Genomic DNA, 23,436 nt, shown 5'->3' with positions numbered 1-23,436 from the left:
GTAACGGTAAATGCAGCACCAACAGCAGCAATTACCACAACGACACCAACAACATTCTGTACAGGTGGTTCTGTAGTACTTACAGTAAGTTCAGGTTCATCTTACAAATGGATGAATGGAACAACAGCAATCACAGGAGTAACAGCTCAAAGCTATACAGCAACAACAGCAGGTTCTTATACAGTAGAAGTAACGAATGCGAGTGGCTGCAAAGCAACTTCTACAGCAACAACAGTAACGGTAAATGCAGCACCAACAGCAGCGATCACTACAACTACCGCAACAACATTCTGTGCAGGTGGTTCTGTAGTACTGACAGCAAGTTCAGGTTCATCTTACAAATGGATGAATGGAACAACAGCAATCACAGGAGCAACAGCACAAAGCTATACAGCAACAACGGCAGGTTCATATACAGTAGAAGTAACGAATGCGAGCAATTGCAAAGCAACTTCAGCGACAACAACGGTAACGGTAAATGCAGCACCAACAGCAACGATCACAGCTAATGGCTCAACTTCTATTCCTCAGGGAGGCAGTGTAGAGTTACAAGCGAATACAGGTTCTGGCTTTACCTATAAATGGTTCAAAGGAACCGTTCAGGTAGGAACAGCTCAGACTTATACAGCAACGGATGCAGGTGTGTATACAGTTGAGGTAACGAATGCGAACAACTGCAGCGCTACATCATCAGGCACGAATGTGAACATCAATACCAATCAGCCATCGGTTATTACAATCACATCACCTGTAGCAAATACAACGGTGCAGGGCACAATTACAATCACGGCAGATGTAACAGATCCGGATGGTACGATTGTAGCAGTTGAATTCCTGGATGGCAACATGGTGATCGGAACAAGCACAACAGCACCATACAGTTTTGACTGGAGCAATCCGGGTCAAGGGACTCATGTAATCACGGTTCGAGTAACAGACAGCAACGGAGGCGTTACAACCTCTGCACCGGTAACAATTACTGCAGAAGCTGTAACAACAGGTGTTCAGTCATCAAACACATTGAATGCAAACATATATCCGAATCCATCCCGAGGAGATGTTTACATTGAAACGGATGTTGATTTGTCAAATGCAAGCTTCATGATTGTAGATGTGTTGGGCCGAGAAGTTCAATTGGAATCAACACTGACAGGAAGCGGAGCGATGGTAGATGTGAGCAATCTGAGTGCAGGCACCTATGTATTTATCATTAATAATGGTAATTCAATCTTAAGAAAGAAAGTTACCGTGGTGAAATAAAAAAATGTCGTATTCTGTTTATATATAATGTTCGTATACTTTTATGCATGCAAAATAAAAGTATATAGAGTTAACTATTTTGAATGTTCATATGGTATAACTGATAGATAGAATCTATTGGGGATTATATAATTGATTACTAAATATACATAAACAGCTAGGAAATGAAAGAGTATATATTATCAAAAATATTAATTCTGTTTTTTGAAAAAGGAGCAGTTAAGTCTATTATTAGAGCCATGAGTAATCACGTTGTTAGATTCAAGTATATGTTGGCTGGAATTCATTATCATGTTATATTTTTAATGATAGGTTTATGGATTCTTTCATTTCATTCTATGGCACAATTAACAACAATTAATGTCGGTACTACTACTCGAAGTATGTTTGTTTATGCCCCTTCAGGACTTCAACAAAATAGACCTCTGGTTATTTCAATGCATGGGTTAAATCAAGATATTAATTATCAAAAGGGACAGGCAAAATGGGAACTGGTAGCAGATACAGCAAAGTTTGTGGTGGTATATCCTGCTGGTATTAACAACTCCTGGGATCTGAATGGAAATACTGATACCGATTTTATTTTGAAAATTATAGATGCTATGTATACTCGTTATGGAATCGATCGAAGCCGAGTGTATCTTTCAGGTTTTTCGATGGGAGGTATGATGACATATGTTGCAGCCACCAAGATTGCTGATAAGATTGCAGCATTTGCACCTGTTTCTGGATATCCTTTGGGTGCAAGCAATTTTAATAGTTCACGTCCTATCCCCATCATTCATACACATGGTGATGCCGACAATGTTGTTATTTATGATAATAAGCTTTTGACTTATTTACAAGGTTGGAGAACTAAAAATGGATGTTCTTCAACAGCAGTAGTGACCAAACCATATCCATCAAATATTTCCAATTCAATTGCTACTAAAAGTTCTTGGACGAATTGTGGTTGCGGTACAGAATTTGTTTTGATGACTTTGGCAGGGAAAGGACATTGGCATTCTAATGATGTTACTTTTAATACAACCGTCGAGATATGGAAATTTGTCAGGAAATATACAAATAGCTGTGGAGGAACTCCCGCACCAGTTGTCTCAATCACAGCTCCGACAAACAATACAGTTTATACCGAAGGAGACAATGTAACGCTCAATGCAACAGCAACGATCACAACAGGAAGTATTTCAAAAGTAGATTTTTATAATGGTACAACGTTGTTGGGCACAGATGCGAGTTCACCATATACGTATACCATCAGTGCAGCTGCAGCAGGTAATTATGCAATCACAGCAAAAGCAACGAGTGCACTAAATGCAGCAACGACAAGTACTGCAGTAAACATCCAGATAGCAAAACCAATCTATCAGACAGGTTCTGCACCAGTTATCGATGGTACAGTTGAAGGCTTGTGGAGTAACTTTACTTCTACATCAGTAAGTAAAACAGTAAGCGGTACGGTTAGTTCCACGGCAGATCTTTCGGGTAACTGGAAAGCTGCATGGGATGCAACAAATTTATATGTACTGGTTCAGGTAACTGACGATGTTAAACGCAACGATGCAGGAACAGACGTGTATAACGACGATGGTGTTGAAGTGTACATTGATATGGGTAACAGCAAAGCTACGACGTATGGCACCAACGATCAGCAGTACACGTTTAGATGGAACGATGCAACAGCAGCCTATGAGATCAACGGACATTCGGTAACAGGAATTACCAAAGGCATTACCAATACAACAATAGGCTATATCGTGGAAGTAAGTATCCCATGGAGCACAATGGGAGGTACCGCTTCAGTAAATGCAATTGAAGGCTTTGAAGTTATGATCAGTGATGACGATGACGGAGCAGCGAGAGATGGTAAGCTGGCATGGGCAGCAACAACAGACGATACATGGAGCAATCCAAGTCTGATGGGAACGGTTATCTTAAAAGGCTTGAACTGCACAGCACCAACAGCAGCAATTACAACAACTACATCAGCAACATTCTGCGCAGGCGGAAGTGTAGTATTGAATGCACCTAAAGGAACCGGATACAGTTATGTATGGAAGAACGGCACAACGACCATCACAGGAGCAACGGCTCAAACATATACAGCAACAACAGCAGGAACATACACCGTTACAATAACAAACTCAGGTGGTTGTTCAGCAACATCCACAGCGACTGCAGTAACGGTTAATGCATTACCGACGATAACGCAGTATGCTCAGATAGACGGCGGAGCGTGGAATCAGGTATCAACAGGAACAGTATGTGCTGGCAGCACAGTTGTACTCGGTCCACAACCAACAGTAACAACAGGCTGGAGCTGGACAGGTCCGAATGGCTACAGTGCAACAACAAGAGAGATTACACTTGCTTCAGTAACACCAACTCAAGGCGGAGTTTATACCGCTACCTATACAGATGGAAATACGTGTAAAGCAACTTCCACATTTACAGTAACAGTAAATGCGGCACCAACAGCCGCAATTACCACACCAACAGCAGCGATTACCACACCAACAGCAACAACATTCTGTGCAGGTGGTTCTGTAGTACTGACAGCAAGCGCAGGAAGTTCTTACAAATGGATGAACGGAACAACAGCAATCACAGGAGCAACAGCACAAAGCTATACTGCAACAACAGCTGGTTCATATACGGTAGAAGTAACAAATGCAGGAAACTGCAAAGCAACATCGGCAGCAACAACGGTTACAGTAAATGCAGCACCAACAGCCGCAATTACCACAACGACACCAACAACATTCTGTGCAGGTGGTTCTGTAGTATTAACAGCATCGACAGGTTCTTCTTACGTTTGGAAAAACGGCACAACACAAGTTGGAACAAATCAAACCTATACAGCAACAACAGCTGGAAGTTATACAGTAGAAGTAACAAATGCAGGAAACTGTAAAGCAACTTCATCAGCAACAACGGTAACGGTAAATGCAGCACCAACAGCTGCTATTACCACAACTACAGCAACAACATTCTGTGCAGGAGGCTCTGTAGTACTGACTGCTTCAACAGGTTCTTCATACGTTTGGAAAAACGGCACAACACAGGTTGGAACGAATGCAACCTACACAGCAACAGCAGCAGGTTCATATACGGTTGAAGTAACAAATGCTGGTAATTGCAAAGCAACATCAGCAGCAACAACGGTAACGGTAAATGCAGCACCGACAGCCGCGATCACCACAACTACAGCAACAACATTTTGTGCAGGTGGTTCTGTAGTATTAACAGCAAGTTCAGGTTCATCTTACAAATGGATGAATGGAACAACACAAGTTGGAACAAATCAAACCTATACAGCAACAACAGCCGGAAGCTATACAGTAGAAGTAACAAATGCTGGTAATTGCAAAGCAACTTCTACAGCGACAACGGTAACCGTGAATGCAGCACCAACAGCAACGATCACAGCTAATGTCTCAACTTCTATTCCACAAGGAGGCAGTGTAGTGTTGACAGCGAATACAGGTTCAGGCTTTACCTACAAATGGTTCAAAGGAACAGTTCAGGTAGGAACAGCTCAGACTTATACAGCCACGGATGCAGGTGTGTATACAGTTGAAGTAACGAATGCGAACAACTGCAGCGCTACATCATCAGGAACGAATGTGAACATCAATACCAATCAGCCATCGGTTATTACAATCACATCACCTGTAGCAAATACAACGGTGCAGGGCACAATTACAATNGCGGCNGATGTAACAGATCCGGATGGTACGATTGTAGCAGTTGAATTCCTGGATGGCAACATGGTTATCGGAACAAGCACAACAGCACCATACAGTTTTGACTGGAGCAATCCGGGTCAAGGTTCTCATACAATTACGGTTCGTGTAACAGACAGCAACGGAGGTGTTACAACCTCTGCACCGGTAACAATTACAGCAGAAGCTATCACAACAGGTGTTCAGTCATCAAATACATTGAATGCAAACATATATCCGAATCCATCAAATGGAATTGTATTTATAGATTCAGATACAGACTTATCGGGTGCAAGCTGTATGTTGGTGGATGTGATGGGAAGAGAAATGCAACTGGAATCAACACTGACAGGAAGCGGAGCGATGGTAGATGTGAGCAATCTGAGTGCAGGCACTTATGTACTGATCATTAAAAAAGATAATTCTGTGATGCGGAAAAAAATCACCGTAATCAGATAATACTAATTTTTAGTTCTTACTAATTAAGTAAAAGGGCGAAAGGATTTGAATGTTTGAAAATATGATAAAAATGAAAATAATTATTTATCTGACCATGTTAAGCATTTGGGTAAGCTGCAATGATATTTTTGCACAAGTACCTGGTTCAAATCCTATTTTTACAAATGCCTGGACAGCAGATCCGGCACCTATGGTATATAATGGTCGTATGTATGTGTATGTTGGGCATGACGAAGCAACAGGTAATCAATTATACAATATTACTGGTTGGCTTTGTTATTCTACAGCCGATATGAAAACCTGGACGTATCATGGACAAGTGTTGAAACCCACTGATTTTTCCTGGTCAACGGGTGAAGCATGGGCTTCGCAAGTAGTAGAACAGAATGGTAAATTTTATTATTACGTCTGTTGTCAGGCAGGTGGAGCAAATACAGGGAAAGCAATTGGTGTTGCAGTGTCTAATAGTCCGACCGGCCCTTTTGTAGATGCGAGAGGTACAGCATTGGTCTATGACAAAACTACACCAAGTGCAAATGCATGGGATGATATTGATCCGACTATTCTGAAAGATGATGATGGTTCAGTATATATGGTATGGGGAAATCCTAATTGCTATTTTGCAAAGCTCAAACCGAATATGACAGAAATTGATGGAGCAATTAAAACCATTACTCCTCCAAATTATGCAGAAGGTCCTTGGTTACACAAACGAAATGGAATTTATTATCTTACCTATGCTGCATTTGTACCAGGGGTAGGTTCTGAACAAATTTGTTATGCCACAGCATCAAACATAAATGGACCGTGGACATATAAGGGCGTCCTTTCTGGAACAGCTAAAAATAGTTATACGATCCATCCAGGTATTATCGAATATAACAATCAATGGTACCTTTTTTATCATAATGCTACGCTAACTATAAATGGAGTAGGCCCTACTACTGGTAGGCGGAGCGTTTGTGTTGATTACCTCTGTTATAATTCAGACGGAACAATGAAACCTGTCACTCAAACAACAAGTGGCGTATCTGGATCTTCACCATGTCCTTCTAGTCCAAGTCCCGTCGTTTCCATTACCGCTCCGACGAACAATACAGTTTACACAGAAGGAGATAATGTAACGCTCAATGCAACAGCAACGATCACAACAGGAAGTATTTCGAAAGTAGATTTTTATAATGGGACTACGTTATTAGGCACAGATGCGAGTTCACCATATACGTATACAATCACAGGAGCTGCAGCAGGTAATTATGCAATCACAGCAAAAGCAACGAGTGCACTAAATGCAGCAACGACAAGTACAGCAATAAACATACAGATAGCAAAACCAATCTATCAGACAGGTTCGGTCCCAACAATCGATGGGACGATCGATGCGTTGTGGAGTAATTTTAATTCGGTTTCTATTGCAAAAAATAATACAGGTACGGTTAGTTCCACGGCAGATCTTTCGGGCAACTGGAAAGCTGCATGGGATGCAACTAACCTGTATGTACTGGTTCAGGTAACTGACGATGTTAAACGCAACGATGCAGGAACAGATGTGTACAATGATGATGGTGTTGAAGTATACATTGATATGGGTAACAGCAAATCAACGACCTATGGCACGAACGATCAGCAGTACACGTTCCGATGGAACGATGCAACAGCAGCGTATGAGATCAACGGACATTCTGTAACAGGCATTACAAAAAGCATTACAAATACAGCAACCGGATATATTGTAGAAGTACGTATTCCATGGAGTACAATGGGAGGCACCGCTTCAGTAAATGCGATTGAAGGCTTTGAAGTTATGATCAGCGATGATGATGACGGAGCAGCCCGTGATGGCAAGCTTGCCTGGGCAGCGAGTACAGATGATACATGGAGCAATCCAAGTTTAATGGGTACAGTTATCTTAAAAGGCTTGAACTGCAGTGCACCAACAGCAGCGATCACCACAACGACATCAACAAGTATCTGTGCAGGCTCAAGTGTGATCTTGAATGCAAGTACAGGAACCGGATACAGTTATGTATGGAAGAACGGCACAACAACAATCACAGGAGCAACATCTGCAGCTTATACAGCAACAACAGCAGGAACATATACAGTCTCAATTACAAATGCGGGCGGTTGCTCAGCTACGTCAGCAGCAACAACGGTAACGGTTAATGCATTGCCGACGCTGACTCAGTATGCTCAGATAGATGGTGGAGCATGGAACCAGGTATCAACAGCAACGGTATGTGCCGGATCTACAATTGTATTGGGTCCACAGCCAACAGTGAATACAGGCTGGAGCTGGGCAGGTCCGAATGGCTACAGTGCAACGACAAGGGAGATTACTCTAGCTTCAGCAACAACAAATCAAGGCGGAGTTTATACAGCTACCTATACAGATGGGAATACGTGTAAAGCGACTTCTACATTTACGTTAACAGTAAATGCTTTACCAACAGCAGCTATTACTACAACAACACCAACGTCATTCTGTACAGGAGGTTCTGTAGTACTTACAGCATCAACAGGCTCTTCATACAAATGGATGAATGGCACAACGCAGGTTGGAACAAATCAAAGCTATACAGTAACAACGGCAGGTTCTTATACGGTTGAAGTAACGAATGTAGGAAACTGTAAAGCAACTTCTACAGCAACAACGGTAACGGTAAATTCATTGCCAACAGCAGCGATTACCACAACTACAGCAACAACGTTTTGTCAAGGTGGTTCTGTAGTACTGACAGCAAGTTCAGGTTCATCTTACAAATGGATGAACGGAACAACAGCAATCACAGGAGCAACAGCAGCAGCTTACACAGCAACAACGTCTGGTTCATATACGGTTGAAGTAACAAATGCAGGAAACTGCAAAGCAACTTCTACAGCAACAACAGTAACGGTAAATGCAGCACCAACAGCAGCAATTACCACAACGACACCAACAACATTCTGTACAGGTGGTTCTGTAGTACTTACAGTAAGTTCAGGTTCATCTTACAAATGGATGAACGGAACAACAGCAATCACAGGAGCAACAGTACAAAGCTATACAGCAACAACAGCCGGAAGTTATACAGTTGAAGTAACCAATGCAGGAAACTGTAAAGCAACTTCAGCGGCGACAACAGTTACCGTAAACACATTACCAACAGCAACGATCACAGCTAATGGCTCAACTTCTATTCCTCAGGGAGGCAATGTAGTACTGACAGCGAATACAGGTTCAGGCTTTACCTACAAATGGTTTAAAGGATCTGTTCAGGTAGGAACAGCTCAGACTTATACAGCAACGGATGCAGGAGTGTATACTGTTGAGGTAACGAATGCGAACAACTGCAGCGCTACATCATCAGGAACGAATGTGAACGTCAATACCAATCAGCCATCTGTGATTACAATCACATCACCTGTAGCAAATACAACGGTGCAGGGCACAATTACAATCGCGGCAGATGTAACAGATCCGGATGGTACTATTGCAGCAGTTGAATTCCTGGATGGCAACATGGTTATCGGAACAAGCACAACAGCACCATACAGTTTTGACTGGAACAATCCGGGTCAAGGTTCTCATACAATTACGGTTCGTGTAACAGACAGCAACGGAGGCATTACAACCTCTGCACCGGTAACAATTACTGCAGAAGCCATCACAACAGGTGTTCAGTCATCAAACACATTGGATGCAGTAGTTTACCCGAATCCATCCCGAGGAGATGTTTACATTGAAACGGATGTTGATTTGTCAAATGCAAGCTTCACGATTGTAGATGTGTTGGGTCGAGAAGTTCAATTGGAATCAACTCTGACAGGAAGCGGAGCGATGGTAGATATAAGTAATCTAAATGAAGGTGCTTATGTAATGATTATTAAAAATGGAAATTTAATTTTGAGAAAGAAAATTACGGTGATAAAATAATTATACTATGTTTGGTTTAGGTAGAATAATATTTAATGAAAAAATAGTTGTCTTCATTTACTGTCTTTGTGCAGTTTTTTTTAATGTGAATACATGCAATGCGCAAGCTATTTCGAAATACATAGTTGTAGATCAATTTGGCTATAGACCTGTAGCACAGAAAGTAGCTGTGTTGCGTGATCCGGTAATGGGGGTTGATGCGGCAGAATCTTTTACTCCAGGGACATCCTATGCCTTAGTCAATACGTCAACCAATGCACAGGTTTTTACGGGAACACCAACGATATGGCAGAATGGTAAAACAGACTCCTTAGCAGGAGATAAGGTTTGGTGGTTTGATTTTTCATCATATACTACTCCCGGATCGTACTATGTATTGGATGTGCAAAAGAATATACGTTCTTATGCATTTGATATTAAAGACGATGTATATAACCAGGTGCTTAAACAGGCAGTCCGTTTCTTTTTTTACCAGCGATCCGGTTTTGCCAAACAATTGCCTTACGCTGAGGCAGGTTGGGTCGATGGAGCCTCGCATCTAAAGCCTTTACAGGATAAAAATTGCCGGTACTATCTTACTCCAAACGATGCAAGTTCTGAGAAAGACCTGCATGGAGGATGGTACGATGCCGGTGACTTTAATAAGTACACTTCCTGGACCGGCGGTTATATTATAGCATTGCTTAAAGCTTATGAAGATTCTCCTACAGCATGGACGGATGATTTTAATATTCCTGAATCAAACAATACAATTCCTGATATTTTGGACGAGGTAAAATGGGGAATGGATTACCTGTTGCGCTTGCAAAACAGTAATGGAAGTGTTATTAGTTTGGTGGGTGTTGAAAGTGCAAGTCCTCCTTCCAGCGCCACTCAAGCCAGCAAGTATGCCAACCCTACAACTGCTGCCACCTTGAAAGCCGCAGCCGCGTATGCTTTTGGTGCAAAACTATTCAGAAAAATAGGTTTACCATGTTATGCTGATAGCTTACAAAATGCTGCTGTTAAAGCATGGAACTGGGCAGATGCCAATCCATCTGTAACATGGGATAATTCAGGAACGGGTGTAGGGGCAGGCAATCCCGAGACAAATGATTACGGCAGATTGATATATAAGCTGGAAGCAGCTGAACACTTGTATGCTATTACCAATGATGCAAAATACCGTACTTTTTTTGATAACAATTATTCTCAGGGACATCTTGTTCAATGGTACTATGCATTCCCTTACGAACATGATGAGCAAGAGGTGCTGTTGTACTACACCACTATCCCGAATGCTACGGCATCTGTAGTATCCACGATTAAGGATCGATACCTAACGGCTATAAACGGAGCAAATAACTTTGGCGCATTTGATTCTAAAAAGTCATCTTACTTAGCCTATTTAGAATCTTATGTTTGGGGAAGTAGTAACATTAATTCTTTACAAGGCTTGATGTTCTTTGAGTCTGTAAAATACAATGTCAATCCGAGCCGGGATGTGGATGCTATGAAAGCAGCCGAGAATTATGTTCATTATATTCATGGTTTGAATCCATTGAATCAATGCTATCTGACCAACATGAATAAATATGGAGCAGAAAAGTCAGCTACGCAGCTTTTTCATAGCTGGTTCATGGATGGAAGTGCCAAATGGGATCAAGTCGGCGTTTCTACTTATGGACCGGCTCCAGGCTTTCTGGTAGGTGGAGCAAATGGTTCTTATAATGTGGACGGCTGTTGTGCCAACAATAGTTGTGGAAGTACTTCTAATAATGCTTTGTGTAACAATGCAGCTTCAAAAGCTGCTATAGGACAGCCTCCCATGAAATCATTTGCTGACATAAACAACGGTTGGCCATTAAATACATGGGCAATTACGGAGCCCAGTTGCGGATATCAGGTAGCTTACATCCGTCTGCTTTCAAAATTTGTAAAGGCCAATGGAACAAATCTGAACTCGACCATCTCATGTAGTGCTTTTAATTTTCCAATAGTAAGCATTTCTGCTCCGGTTAATAATGCTACTTTTGCCGAATCTGCAACGGTTAATTTAACTGCCATAGCTTCTGATCCGAATGGAACAGTTTCTAAGGTAGAATTTTACAATGGTGCGACAAAATTAGGTGAGGATGCAACATCTCCTTATACATTTTCATGGACAAATGTTGCTGCCGGTACGTATATAATAACTGCTGTTGCGACTGATAATGCTGGTAACCGAACTACATCTGCAGCCATTACAATTAAGGTGAACGCAGTTCCCGTATCCATCATTACCGCAGCAAGTACCACGTCATTTTGTGCAGGAGGGAGTGTTGTTCTGAACGCAAGTACAGGAACAGCTTATACCTATCAATGGAAAAGGGATGGGAATGATATTGGTAGTGCGACATCCTCTTCGTATACAGCAACACAGTCAGGAAACTATACAGTAGCTGTAAGCGCAAATAGCCAGACAGTGACATCCACAGCAACAACAGTAACGGTTTATGCATTACCGACCATAACGCAGTATGCCCAGATAAACGGAGCAGCATGGAATCAGGTATCAACTGCAACAGTGTGTGCAGGTAGTACAGTTGTATTGGGTCCACAACCTTCAGTTGCAACAGGCTGGACCTGGAGCGGTCCGAACGGTTACAGTGCATCGACAAGAGAGATTACACTTGCTTCAGTAACAACAACCCAAGGCGGCATTTATACAGCTACCTATACAGATGGGAATACCTGTAAAGCAACTTCCACATTTACTCTTACGGTAAACGCAATACCAACAGCAGCGATTACTACTACAACATCGACAACGTTCTGTACGGGTGGAAGTGTAGTACTGACTGCATCCACAGGTTCTTCCTACGTTTGGAAGAATGGCTCAACGACAATTACAGGAGCAACAGCTCAAAGCTATACAGCAACAACGGCAGGTTCATATACGGTTGAAGTAACGAATGCGAGCAGCTGCAAAGCAACTTCAGCAGCAACTACAGTAACGGTAAATGCACTGCCGACAGCTGCGATAACAACAACGACACCAACAACATTCTGTACAGGCAGTTCTGTAGTACTTACAGCAAGTTCTGGTTCTTCCTACGTTTGGAAAAACGGAACAACACAGGTTGGAACAAATCAAACGTATACAGCAACAACAGCAGGAACCTATACCGTTGAAGTAACAAATGCAGGAAACTGCAAAGCAACTTCAGCATCGACTACAGTAACAGTAAATGCATTGCCGACAGCAGCAATCAATACAACGACACCGACAACATTCTGTGCAGGTGGTTCTGTAGTTCTTACAGCAGGTGCAGGTTCTTCCTACAAATGGATGAATGGAACAACGCAGGTTGGAACAGCACAGATATATACAGCAACGACAACTGGTAACTATACCGTTGAAGTAACAAATGCAGGAAACTGCAAAGCAACTTCAGCATCGACTACAGTAACAGTAAATGCAGCACCTACATCGACAATCACAGCAAGCGGCTCAACTTCTATTCCTCAAGGAGGCAGTGTAGTACTGACAGCGAATACAGGTTCAGGCTTTACCTACAAATGGTTCAAAGGATCTGTTCAGGTAGGAACAGCTCAGACTTACACAGCAACGGATGCAGGTGTGTATACAGTGGAGGTAACGAATGCGAATAACTGCAGCGCTACATCAGCAGGGACGAATGTCAACATCAATAGCAATCAGCCATCTGTGATTACAATCACATCACCAGTAGCAAATACAACGGTGCAAGGCACAATTACAATTGCGGCAGATGTAACAGATCCGGATGGTACGATTGTAGCAGTTGAATTCCTGGATGGCAACATGGTTATCGGAACAAGCACAACAGCACCATACAGTTTTGACTGGAACAACCCAGGTCAAGGGACTCATGTAATCACGGTTCGTGTAACAGACAGCAACGGAGGTGTAACAACTTCTGCACCGGTAACAATTACAGCAGAAGCGATCACGACAGGTGTTCAGTCATCAAACACATTAAATGCAAACATATATCCGAATCCATCGAATGGAATTGTATTTATAGATTCAGATACAGACTTGTCGGGTGCAAGCTGTATACTGGTAGATGTGATGGGTAATGAACATCAATTGTTACAAACTACAAATGGTTTGAGTGCGCAAGTGAATGTCAGTAATCTATCAGATGGTATCTATATACTGATCATCAATAAGAATAACTCAGTGATGCGGAAAAAAATCACTGTAATCAGATAATACCAATTTTTAGTTTTAATTCCAGTTAGAGTAAAAGGGGCGAGAGATTTTCTAGCCCCTTTTTTGTTTTACGAATACTATTCTTGTTAATCAAATAATTTACACGATTCTTGGTGCACTATCATAATTTATAATTCATAATTATTGTGATTTAGTAACGCCCGAACGGCCTCATTTCAAATTGCGTTAAGAAATTTTGGTTCATGGAGCTTTTTGAACGCTACAACTAGTCCTTTTTCCAGGACGGTTTTGTAGCGTTCGCGGAATGAACCAAAATTTTAGCCTATTTGAAATCAGCCTTGATTTTTTGGTTCTTTTGTATTAAGACAAAAGAACAGAAGAATAAAAAAGAAAGATAAATTGAGTTAAGAAAGGAAAACTGTTTGTATCTAATTAAAGCTTAACTAAACGACATTGGATTACACATCCGGAAGAACTGAAATCGCAATTTTTGCATGTATTCTTTTTAACCCAGTATGTATCATCCGGTTTTTCTATTAAAGAACAGGTTCTAAGGAGTGTAGAAATTTATGCTACCTTTGTCTTCAGGAAATGTATACATACAGTCCGATGGAACTACATTGCATTTTTTTTGTTACACAGGTAGATATTAATTAGAACGATTGAATTATAAAAATGAAATTATTACTGAATTACCTAAAGAATTATAAAGGCCTTATTGCAATTGCTTTGTTGCTGGCTTCTACAAGCCAGGTTTTTTCTTTATTGGACCCGCACATTACAGGTAAAATTGTAGATAATTTTATAGAAAAGAAGGATGTCCTTTCACGGGAGGCGTTTATCAAAGGTATTTTGTTTCTTGTTGGTTTAGCCATTGGTGCAGCGATGGTTTCCCGTATTGCTAAAAATCTTCAGGATTACTTCACCAGTATCGTTGTTCAGAAGCTAGGGGCCAGGATGTATGCCGATGGCTTGAAACATTCCTTAGAACTGCCTTATCAGACCTTTGAAGACCAACGAAGCGGAGAGACCTTAGGCATACTTCAAAAGGTACGCACGGATTCTGAAAAGTTTATTACCTCTTTTATCAGCGTATTATTCTCAAGTGTAGTCGGGTTGATCTTTGTAGTCGTTTATTCCTTATCGGTAAGTTATAAAGTTACGCTGGTATACTTTGCTGCAGTACCCATTATCGCTTTTACAAGCTGGCTGTTGAGCCGTAAAATAAAAGTTGTACAAAAAAGTATTGTAAAAGAAACGACGGCTCTTGCCGGTTCTACTACTGAATCACTGCGCAACATCGAATTGGTGAAAAGTCTTGGACTTGCCAATCAGGAGATTGAACGGTTGAACAACACAACATACAAAATTCTTGACCTGGAGCTTAAAAAAGTCAAGTACGTAAGAAGCATGAGTTTTTTGCAAGGCACAACCGTAAATTTTATACGGAGTGTCATGGTTGTAATTTTACTGCTGCTTATTTTTGATAACGAATTATCACCGGGTAAGTATTTTACGTTTTTGTTTTATTCCTTCTTCTTATTTGGTCCCCTACAGGAATTGGGAAATGTAATCATTGCATACAGAGAAGCGGAAGTATCTCTTTTAAATTTTGATCGCATATTAAATTTACCGAAAGAGGTTAAACCCGAGCATCCGCAAACAATTGGCCAGATAAAAACTTTACGTTTTGATAACGTTGGTTTCAAACATCAATCCGCCCACAGCAATGCACTCAATGGTATTTCTTTCTCAACACAGAACGGACAAACCATCGCATTTGTTGGTCCATCCGGATCCGGTAAAACCACTTTGGTAAAACTGCTTGTAGGCTTATATCCGCCTAAAGACGGTAGCATTCTGTACAACGATGTATTAAGTACCAACATTGATCTGGATGAACTGCGTGAAAAGATTGGTTTTGTAACGCAGGATACGCAACTGTTTTCCGGAACAATTCGTGAAAACTTATTATTTGTAAAACCCGATGCTTCGGATGAAGATTGTTTAACCGTATTGCATAAAGCAGCTTGCCAAACGCTTTTAGCCCGCGCGGATAAGGGGTTGGATACGGTTATCGGCGAGGGTGGTGTAAAGGTTTCCGGAGGGGAGAAGCAACGCTTATCGATTGCACGTGCACTGCTCCGCCAACCGGACATTCTGGTATTTGATGAAGCCACCTCTTCGCTGGATTCGATTACAGAAGAAGAAATTACGCAGACGATACGAGAGGTGTCAACCGTTAAAGATCACATTACCATATTAATTGCACACCGCTTATCAACGATAATGCATGCCGATCGGATATTTGTTCTCGAAAGAGGCAATATCATTGAATCCGGCAAACACGAAGATCTGTTGCTTGAAAAAGGATTATACTACGCTATGTGGCGCCAGCAGATCGGGGAAAAGAATTTTTAGTGGTCAGTTGTCAGTAAACAGTGGGCAGTGGTCAGTAAATTATTCTACGCCATGGTAGGTGTTTAGCCCGGCACAATTTTAATGTGCGCATACATATATCCCGGGTGTCACCGACTATTTGCTTTGGCAATGGTGGTTGGCAGTTTATGCCTGTTGAATTCTTTTCTATATTTTAAATGAAGTGGGCATAAACGTGCTGAACCACAGCGTTGGTTTTATTGGTCCGTTGTGCGAGATTATGTATCCGGTATTTAAAACGTAAGAGATGTTATACCAATGCGTTAAATCAAGAAAACTTTTAATATATTTTGTATACTAACGTAGTATTTCTAATGATTATTTTTAATTTTAAACATGAAAAAACCAATACTTTTTTATCAATATTCCCGATTATGTAACATATATCGAAAGCTTAATAGCCGTTTAACTACCTATTTTTCAACCGGGCGCTTTACAACATTCAGCAAAGCGAAAAAACACAATTTAGTAAATCGCTTAGAAAAGATTCAGGTCAGTCTGATTGGTATGGAGCAGCATCTTCGTTTGGCTGGTATTGCTGTAGGCATGTTTGCAGGTATTCATTTAAATGCTGCTGCACAGCAAAAGTTTATTCCTGTGGGTCCTGAATTCCGGGTAAATACCAATACAACCGGAGGGCAATACGACGCTAATGTAGCAATAGATCAACATGGCAATTTTGTGATTGTGTGGACGAGTTATGTGCTCGGCACAAGTGTATGTGATATCTTTGCACAACGCTACAATGCGGAGGGCGTTGCTCAGGGAACTGAATTCATTGTCAATACCTATACAACAAGTACGCAGCGCTATCCTGATATTGCTATGGATAGTGATGGGGATTTCGTTATTACCTGGGGAAGTTTGTTGCAGGATGGCAGTAGTTCTGGCGTCTATGCACAGCGTTACAATGCTTCGGGTATTGCTCAGGGAGGCGAATTTAGAGTCAATACCACTACGATAGATGACCAACAAAATAGTCTCATTGCGATGGACGCTGATGGGGATTTTGTTATTTCGTGGAACAGTCTGAATCAAAGTGGCGGAAATAAGCTGGATGTATTTGCGCAACGTTACAATGCGGCAGGTACTCCACAAGGAAGTGAGTTTCGAGTAAATACCTATACAACAGATGTCCAAGCAACAAATGATGTTGCATTTGACATTAATGGAGATTTTATCATTTCCTGGAACAGCAAACATCAGGATGGGGATTATGCCGGTGTGTATGCCCAGCGTTACACTTCAGCGGGTATACCTAAGGGGAACGAGTTTCAGGTGAATACCTATACAATAAGCGGCCAGGCTGGCAGTCATATTGGATTGGATCAGGATGGTGGATTCGTAATTACCTGGGGGAGCTATCAGCAGGATGGCGACCAGGATGGTGTGTATGCACAACGTTACAATGCTGCTGCCCAAAAGCAAGGGAGCGAGTTCCGGGTGAATGCGATTACAATAGGTGAACAATTTCCTTCCGGGATCGGAGTGGATCACGATGGAGATTTTGTAATCGCCTGGCAAAGTACTGGTCAGGATGGAAGCAAAGACGGTGTATATGCACGGGCTTTTAATGCAAGTGGCGTTGCATTAGGACCAGAATTTCGAGTAAACTCCTATACAATAGAAAATCAGACGTATGGCCAGATGGCAATGGATGATGACGGTGACTTTGTTGTTACCTGGAGCAGTTACTTTCAGGACGGTGATCAAGGCGGTATATACGCACAACGCTATCGACATAATGATGCGCCCACCGATTTATCTTTAAGTACAACTTCGGTAGATGAAAATGTCGCTGCCAATACACAAATAGGTTTATTTACTACTACAGATCCGGATGCAACGGATCACTTTGTGTACAGTTTGATTGCAGGTACGGGAGGAGAAGATAATGCTTCTTTTGTGATCGTAAATGATGCTTTGAAGATTGTTTCAAGTCCGGATCGGGAAACGAAAAGCAGTTATACCATTTTGGTCCGGGTTCGGGATGAAGGTAATCTGGTCTATGATAAAGCATTTACGATTACAATAAATAATGTAAATGAAGCACCTGCAGCATTGTTGTTGAGTTCAACAAGTGTCAATGAAAATGTCGCTGCAAATACACAGATAGGTTTGTTTACTGCAAGCGATCCGGATGCAGGAGATAGCTTTACATACAGCCTGCTTGCAGGTAGCGGCGATGATGATAATGCTTCTTTTGTGATTGTGAATGATGCATTGAAAATTGTATCGAGCCCGGATTATGAAATCAAAAGCAGTTATAACATTTTAGTTCGTGCTACAGATGCTGCTGGTTTGACATTTGATAAAGCATTTACAATTGCCGTACTTGATTTGCCTGAAATACCTACGTCCACTAGAAATACTTCGTCTAATACGGAGATCAATCTATATCCAAACCCTGCAAAGGGACAGGTATATATAAATCTTGAAGGCTTGGTTGATGTGCGGATACTGGATCTGTCCGGCAAAGTGGTTAAAGCGTTGCAGATAAATAACAAGACAATCCATATACATGATTTGCAAGCAGGTTTGTATCTGATTGAACTGACGCAGGATGGCAATACATTCATAAAAAAGATTATTGTTGAATAGGTATTTACATTCGAGAGGATGAAATTACTTTCAATTTAAAATTAGTAGTAACACATTTTATGAATACAGATGTGTAAGAGCGGTAACGTGTTTTATATAACCAGTGTTTTTAGTTATTGTTGTTGCTATACTTCTAATCCTAAACAACAGTATCAGATTTAAGAGTATTAGGTGGTTGGCCGAAAAGGCATAACCACGGCGGCATGCGTGTTTACCAAACTATGAGAAAGTAATTCCACTCGTTTGTTTCGTTTGTTTTTGGATATTTATCGGGGTTACTTTCCGATACAAAACTTGCTAAAAATATTATCCAGCAGATCATCCGTTGATATGTCCCCGGTGATCTCACCTAAGTGGAATAAGGATTGACGGATGTCCTGTGCAAGCAAGTCGCCGGGTACGTCGTTGTCCATACCGCTAAGCACTTCATCTAAAGCCTTGCGTGTTTCGCGTAAGCTTTCGTAGTGGCGCATGTTGGTTACCAGCGTATCGTTTTGTTTGAAGGAATCGTATTGAATGATCTCTAAAAGATTTTGTTTCAATTCTTCAATGCCGATGTTCTCTTTGGCAGAAATATAAATGATGCCGTCGATGTTTTTAAACGTAGTGATGATTGCATCTTCGCGTTTATCAATTTTATTTCCGACAACCAGATAGGGAGCTTGTAACGTTTTTAATTCTTCTAAGTCACGGATCAGTTCGCGCTCGGAGGTAGACTTTACATCAAACAGATAAATGATCAGACTTGCCTGCGTCATTTTTTCGCGCGTACGTTTCACACCCATTGCTTCAATGGTGTCTGTTGCTTCGCGCAAACCGGCAGTATCTATAAAGCGGAAGGTGATGCCTTCTACATTCAATTCGTCTTCAATGAAATCGCGTGTGGTACCTGCAATTTCCGATACGATTGCTTTCTCTTCATTTAATAATGTATTCAATAGCGTAGACTTACCGGCATTGGGCTTGCCAATGATCACGGTAGGTACACCGTTTTTAATTACGTTACCCAGAGAGAACGAATGGATCAGTCGATCGATCACGCGTTTGATCTCGTTGATGAGTTTGCGCAATTGGGTACGATCGGCAAAGGCAACATCTTCTTCGCTGAAGTCGAGCTCCAGTTCCACCATAGATGCAAAGTGGATCAACTGCTCGCGTAATCTGCGGATCTCATCGGAGAAGCCGCCACGCATCTGTTGCAAGGCTACCTGGTGCGATGCTTTAGAATCCGAAGCGATCAGATCGGCTACAGCTTCTGCTTGCGCCAGATCAAAACGTCCGTTTAAAAATGCACGCATCGTGAACTCGCCCGGCTTTGCATGGCGCGCTCCTTTGCGTAATAAGAGCTGGATAAGTTCCTGTATAATGAAGGTAGAACCGTGACAGGATATTTCGATCACATCTTCTTTGGTAAACGAACGCGGACCTTTAAATACCGTTACCACAACTTCATCAATTACACGGCCTTCGTCTTCGATATTCCCAACATGCACTGTATGGCTTGGTACCAGAGAAATCGTTTTAGAAGGAAAAACAGCAGAGGTAATTTCAAATGCTTTCGGTCCGGATAAACGGATAACGCCGATAGCACCCATGCCTTGCGGACTAGCGAGTGCTACAATGGTATCGGTGTGATTGGTAACGGTCTGTGTACTCAAAATTTATTCTACGGTTTCTGTAAAGCTTCTGGAGAAATCTTCCCAGTTGGTTGTTTTGTAATGGTTCTCGCCAATGTAATGAATGATGCGGTACAGATCATTCGGTGCCTGGTATCCTGGTATAGGCTGAAGCAATGTTTCGTCGCCTTCTAAGTATACGGTAGTAGGGTATGAGGTTGCATGGAAGATCTTTGCAGCCAATGCACCATTTGTCATGGCAACGCCTTTGTAGTGCACGGTATCAGCTTTTTCCGGATTTAATTTTACGGAATAAAAACGCTTGTTTAAATAGGCAGCAACTTTGTGATTGCTGAAGGTATTTTTATCCATTTGTTTGCACCATCCGCACCAATCGGTGTAGACATCAATGAAGATGGGTTTGGGATTTTTTTTACTCAATGCGATCGCCTGATCGTAGGTCATCCATTTAACAACTTCAGCAGCAGGAGTAGATACAGATTCTGTTTGTGTTGGGGCACAAATAAAACCAACAGATGCAATAACGATTGCAAGGGCGAACAACGCTATAACTTTTGACTTCATATACCTAAAAGTATTTCTTTTTATAAATAGTTCCTAGTGATGCAATAAATGATTGTATAGCAATGTCGTTTTGTTAAGTTACTTTGGTAGCTATTGTTGGTGTTTCTGCCTGAACAGATGTGATGGTAGAGGAAGCGCATTTGCGCAGATCACCAACAATCTAGGCTGCTTAATTTTGAGAACAATGGGTTGTTGGTGATCCGCATAGTTATCTCATCACTAAAGTTAGAATGGAGCAGGCGGAAACACCAACAACAGCAATCTTTCCACTTAACTAAACGACATTGTATTGCAGATAGAAATACGAGGGATATTACACGTCTTGCTCTTCCGCTTGTAAAATAGAAGGAGATGTGTGTATCTGCTTCTGTATCCATTGCAGGATGAAACAGATGATGAAGATAATACCCGCTGCAGTTGCCATGGCACCGGATATGGATACATCCAGAATAGATGCACTATAGTAACCTGCTACAGAAGAAATAATTCCGAATAATACCGCGAAGAATAACGTCTTAGGTAAGGAATCCGTGATTAAATATGCAGCCGAAGCAGGTACAACCAAAAAGGCAACGACTAAAATGGCACCAACGGATTCGAAGGATGCAACGGTTGTAAAGGAAACCATCGACATCAGGATGTAATTCCACAATACCGTACTCATACCGATGGACGCAGCATACGGTGCATCAAAGGTGGTGATGACCCATTCTTTATAGAAGAAAAAGATGACGGCTGTGATCAGGATCAAAACAACAGCAAGCATTACAATTGCTTTTGGAAGTTCAAGTCCGAATAACATAATGGTATTCAGTGGCACATAGGCGATCTCTCCATAGAGTACACACTCCTGATCCAGATCGATATTTTCTGCAAAGTAACTGATCAGCAATACACCCAAGGCAAATAAAAACGTAAAGGTTACACCAATGGATGCATCTTCCTGCAGCTTCGTTTTTTTATGTAGCCATTCAATAATCAAGGTGGTGAAAACACCCATCAGACCTGCACCGATCAGCATCCAGATGGATTCTCTGCTTCCTGTAATAAAGAAAGAAAGTACAATGCCCGGTAATACCGCATGGGATATGGCATCGCCAACCATGGCCATCTTCCGTAAGACCAAAAACGTTCCGAGTATGCTGCACGATACAGCAACAAGAATTCCGGTGAGTATGATGTAGAAGTCGTTCATATTTAGTGGTCAGTTGCCAGTTGCTAGTTTCCAGTTGCTAGACCGTAAACATAGATAGTAATAATATTTTAATGAGTAGATATTCTTTAGTCTAGTAGCTAGAAGCTAGTACCTAGCAACTATCGTGGTATCTTCGATGAATGCGGATCCACTTCCGGGAAGTTTAAACTTTTTTCCAGTCGTGATTCCAGTTCGGGTGTAAGGATGTGTTCAATGGTTTCTGCATCGTCGTGTACGTGATCGGATGCAAGCAATAAGTTTTTAGACAGATACATTTCCCACAAACGATGCAGACGTACAATGCGTTTGCCGCGTTCCATGCCTTCGCTTGTGAGTGCCCAGCCTTTGGATGTATGCTGCAGATAACCTTCAAACATCAGTCGGTATAGTGCAGGATATACCTGCCATAAAGGAAGATTTCGTTTTGCCAGTAACTTATTTAGCGCACGTGTGTCTCTGAAACCATTGTCCTGTTCGCCCAATTGGTATAAGGCTTTCAGAATGTTTTCTTTCAGAATTAAGGATTTGTGTTTGAATACACGATACATGCTGTATACAAGACCTTTCTTAGGTGCAAACAAAATGGATGCAAAGGCAAACAATGAAATAACTACTACAATCCATGGTCCTGTTGGCATAGATGGGTAACGGTAGGAGATATACGCGCCCATGATGGCCGCAATGGTATTGAAGAACACAGCAAGGATAAGTAATTGTTTCAGGTCATCTGTCCAGTAGCGCGCCGCCACTGCAGGGGTAATCAACATGGCCGACATCAATACAACACCAACCGATTGAATTCCGGTAACAATAGCAATCACCGTTAAGGTTGTTAATACAAGTTGCAAGCCACGCACAGGAAGTCCGATGCTGCCTGCATACGTTGCATCAAAACTGATGAGCATAAATTCTTTGAAGAAAAATACGGTTACACCAATTACCAGTAAGCTTATGATGGCATAAGTGATCAGATCTTTTTCTAATAGTGCTGCTGCTTTGCCAAACAGGAAACTATCCAATCCGCTCTGTGCACCGCTGCCTGAGTGTTGGATGTAGGTCAATAAGATAATTCCGACTGCAAAGAATACAGAGAGTACAACCGCAATGGCCGTGTCCTGTTTTAATTTTGAATGACGCGAAATGAGATCAACGAGATAAAGTGAAAGCCAGCCGGTTACAAAAGCACCCGGAAGCAATACCCACAAAGATTTTGTCTGAAAGAAAATGAATGCCATACAGATGCCCGGCAGGATGGAGTGCGCAACGGCATCACCCGACAAACTTTTCTTTTGTAAAAAAGCAAAGCTGCCCACTACCGAAGCCGAGAGATTCAGCAGTATGGTGCCGAACACAACGGTACGTACGTTAGGGTCTTCGAGAAGGAGGAAGCGGATTAATTCTTTCATGTTTTAGTTTCCAGTTGCTAGGTACTAGTTTCTTGACGAGTATGAGTTTGAATT

General features: G+C 41.7%; 10 protein-coding genes. 6 read left to right on the top strand and 4 right to left on the bottom strand.

Translation table 11 applies throughout. From position 1 onward, the window contains the following. The 6 genes from A3EE_RS0114325 to A3EE_RS0114295 form a co-directional block, all read left to right on the top strand. Positions 1 to 1,260, top strand: a 1,260-nt coding sequence (locus A3EE_RS0114325; protein ID WP_018344137.1) for an Ig-like domain-containing protein, incomplete at its 5' end; no start/stop codon positions are given. Between the two features lie 164 nt (positions 1,261 to 1,424). After that, positions 1,425 to 5,444, top strand: a complete 4,020-nt coding sequence (locus tag A3EE_RS20735) for a sugar-binding protein (protein ID WP_018344136.1) — start codon at positions 1,425 to 1,427, stop codon at positions 5,442 to 5,444. A 70-nt stretch (positions 5,445 to 5,514) separates the two neighbouring features. Beyond that, entirely contained in the window at positions 5,515 to 9,360 is a 3,846-nt protein-coding gene (locus A3EE_RS20725; protein ID WP_018344135.1) for a sugar-binding protein, read from the top strand. A gap of 85 nt (positions 9,361 to 9,445) precedes the next feature. Further along, a complete protein-coding gene (locus tag A3EE_RS21465; RefSeq protein ID WP_169334030.1) occupies positions 9,446 to 13,579 on the top strand; it encodes a glycoside hydrolase family 9 protein in 4,134 nt (1,377 codons plus the stop codon). A 636-nt stretch (positions 13,580 to 14,215) separates the two neighbouring features. Further along, positions 14,216 to 15,961, top strand: coding sequence for an ABC transporter ATP-binding protein (locus A3EE_RS0114300; protein ID WP_018344133.1), 1,746 nt, complete (start codon positions 14,216 to 14,218; stop codon positions 15,959 to 15,961). 354 nt (positions 15,962 to 16,315) lie between these two features. Then, complete coding sequence (locus tag A3EE_RS0114295; protein WP_018344132.1) at positions 16,316 to 18,580, top strand: T9SS type A sorting domain-containing protein; 2,265 nt, start codon at positions 16,316 to 16,318, stop codon at positions 18,578 to 18,580. A 275-nt stretch (positions 18,581 to 18,855) separates the two neighbouring features. Here the strand turns inward: A3EE_RS0114295 and mnmE are convergent, their stop codons facing one another. From mnmE to A3EE_RS0114275, 4 genes are all read right to left on the bottom strand, one after another. Continuing rightward, positions 18,856 to 20,238, bottom strand: a complete 1,383-nt coding sequence (gene mnmE, locus A3EE_RS0114290) for a tRNA uridine-5-carboxymethylaminomethyl(34) synthesis GTPase MnmE (protein WP_026209789.1) — start codon at positions 20,236 to 20,238, stop codon at positions 18,856 to 18,858. Positions 20,239 to 20,241: 3 nt separating this feature from the next. Then, positions 20,242 to 20,781 carry a thioredoxin family protein gene (locus tag A3EE_RS0114285; protein ID WP_018344130.1) on the bottom strand — a complete coding sequence of 180 codons (540 nt, stop codon included), beginning with the start codon at positions 20,779 to 20,781 and terminating at the stop codon, positions 20,242 to 20,244. Positions 20,782 to 21,094: 313 nt separating this feature from the next. Beyond that, the gene (locus tag A3EE_RS0114280) at positions 21,095 to 21,976 is read right to left on the bottom strand and encodes a metal ABC transporter permease (protein ID WP_026209788.1); all 882 of its coding nucleotides are present in this window, start codon (positions 21,974 to 21,976) and stop codon (positions 21,095 to 21,097) included. 119 nt (positions 21,977 to 22,095) lie between these two features. Continuing rightward, positions 22,096 to 23,382: a metal ABC transporter permease gene (locus A3EE_RS0114275; RefSeq protein ID WP_018344128.1), complete on the bottom strand. Its 1,287-nt coding sequence runs from the start codon at positions 23,380 to 23,382 to the stop codon at positions 22,096 to 22,098. Between the last annotated feature and the right edge of the window lie 54 nt (positions 23,383 to 23,436).

It is taken from the genome of Cytophaga aurantiaca DSM 3654 (assembly GCF_000379725.1).
GTDB lineage: Bacteria > Bacteroidota > Bacteroidia > Cytophagales > Cytophagaceae > Cytophaga > Cytophaga aurantiaca.
The sequence above is the reverse complement of the archived record's forward strand: the minus strand, read 5'-3'. Positions and strand labels throughout refer to the sequence as shown.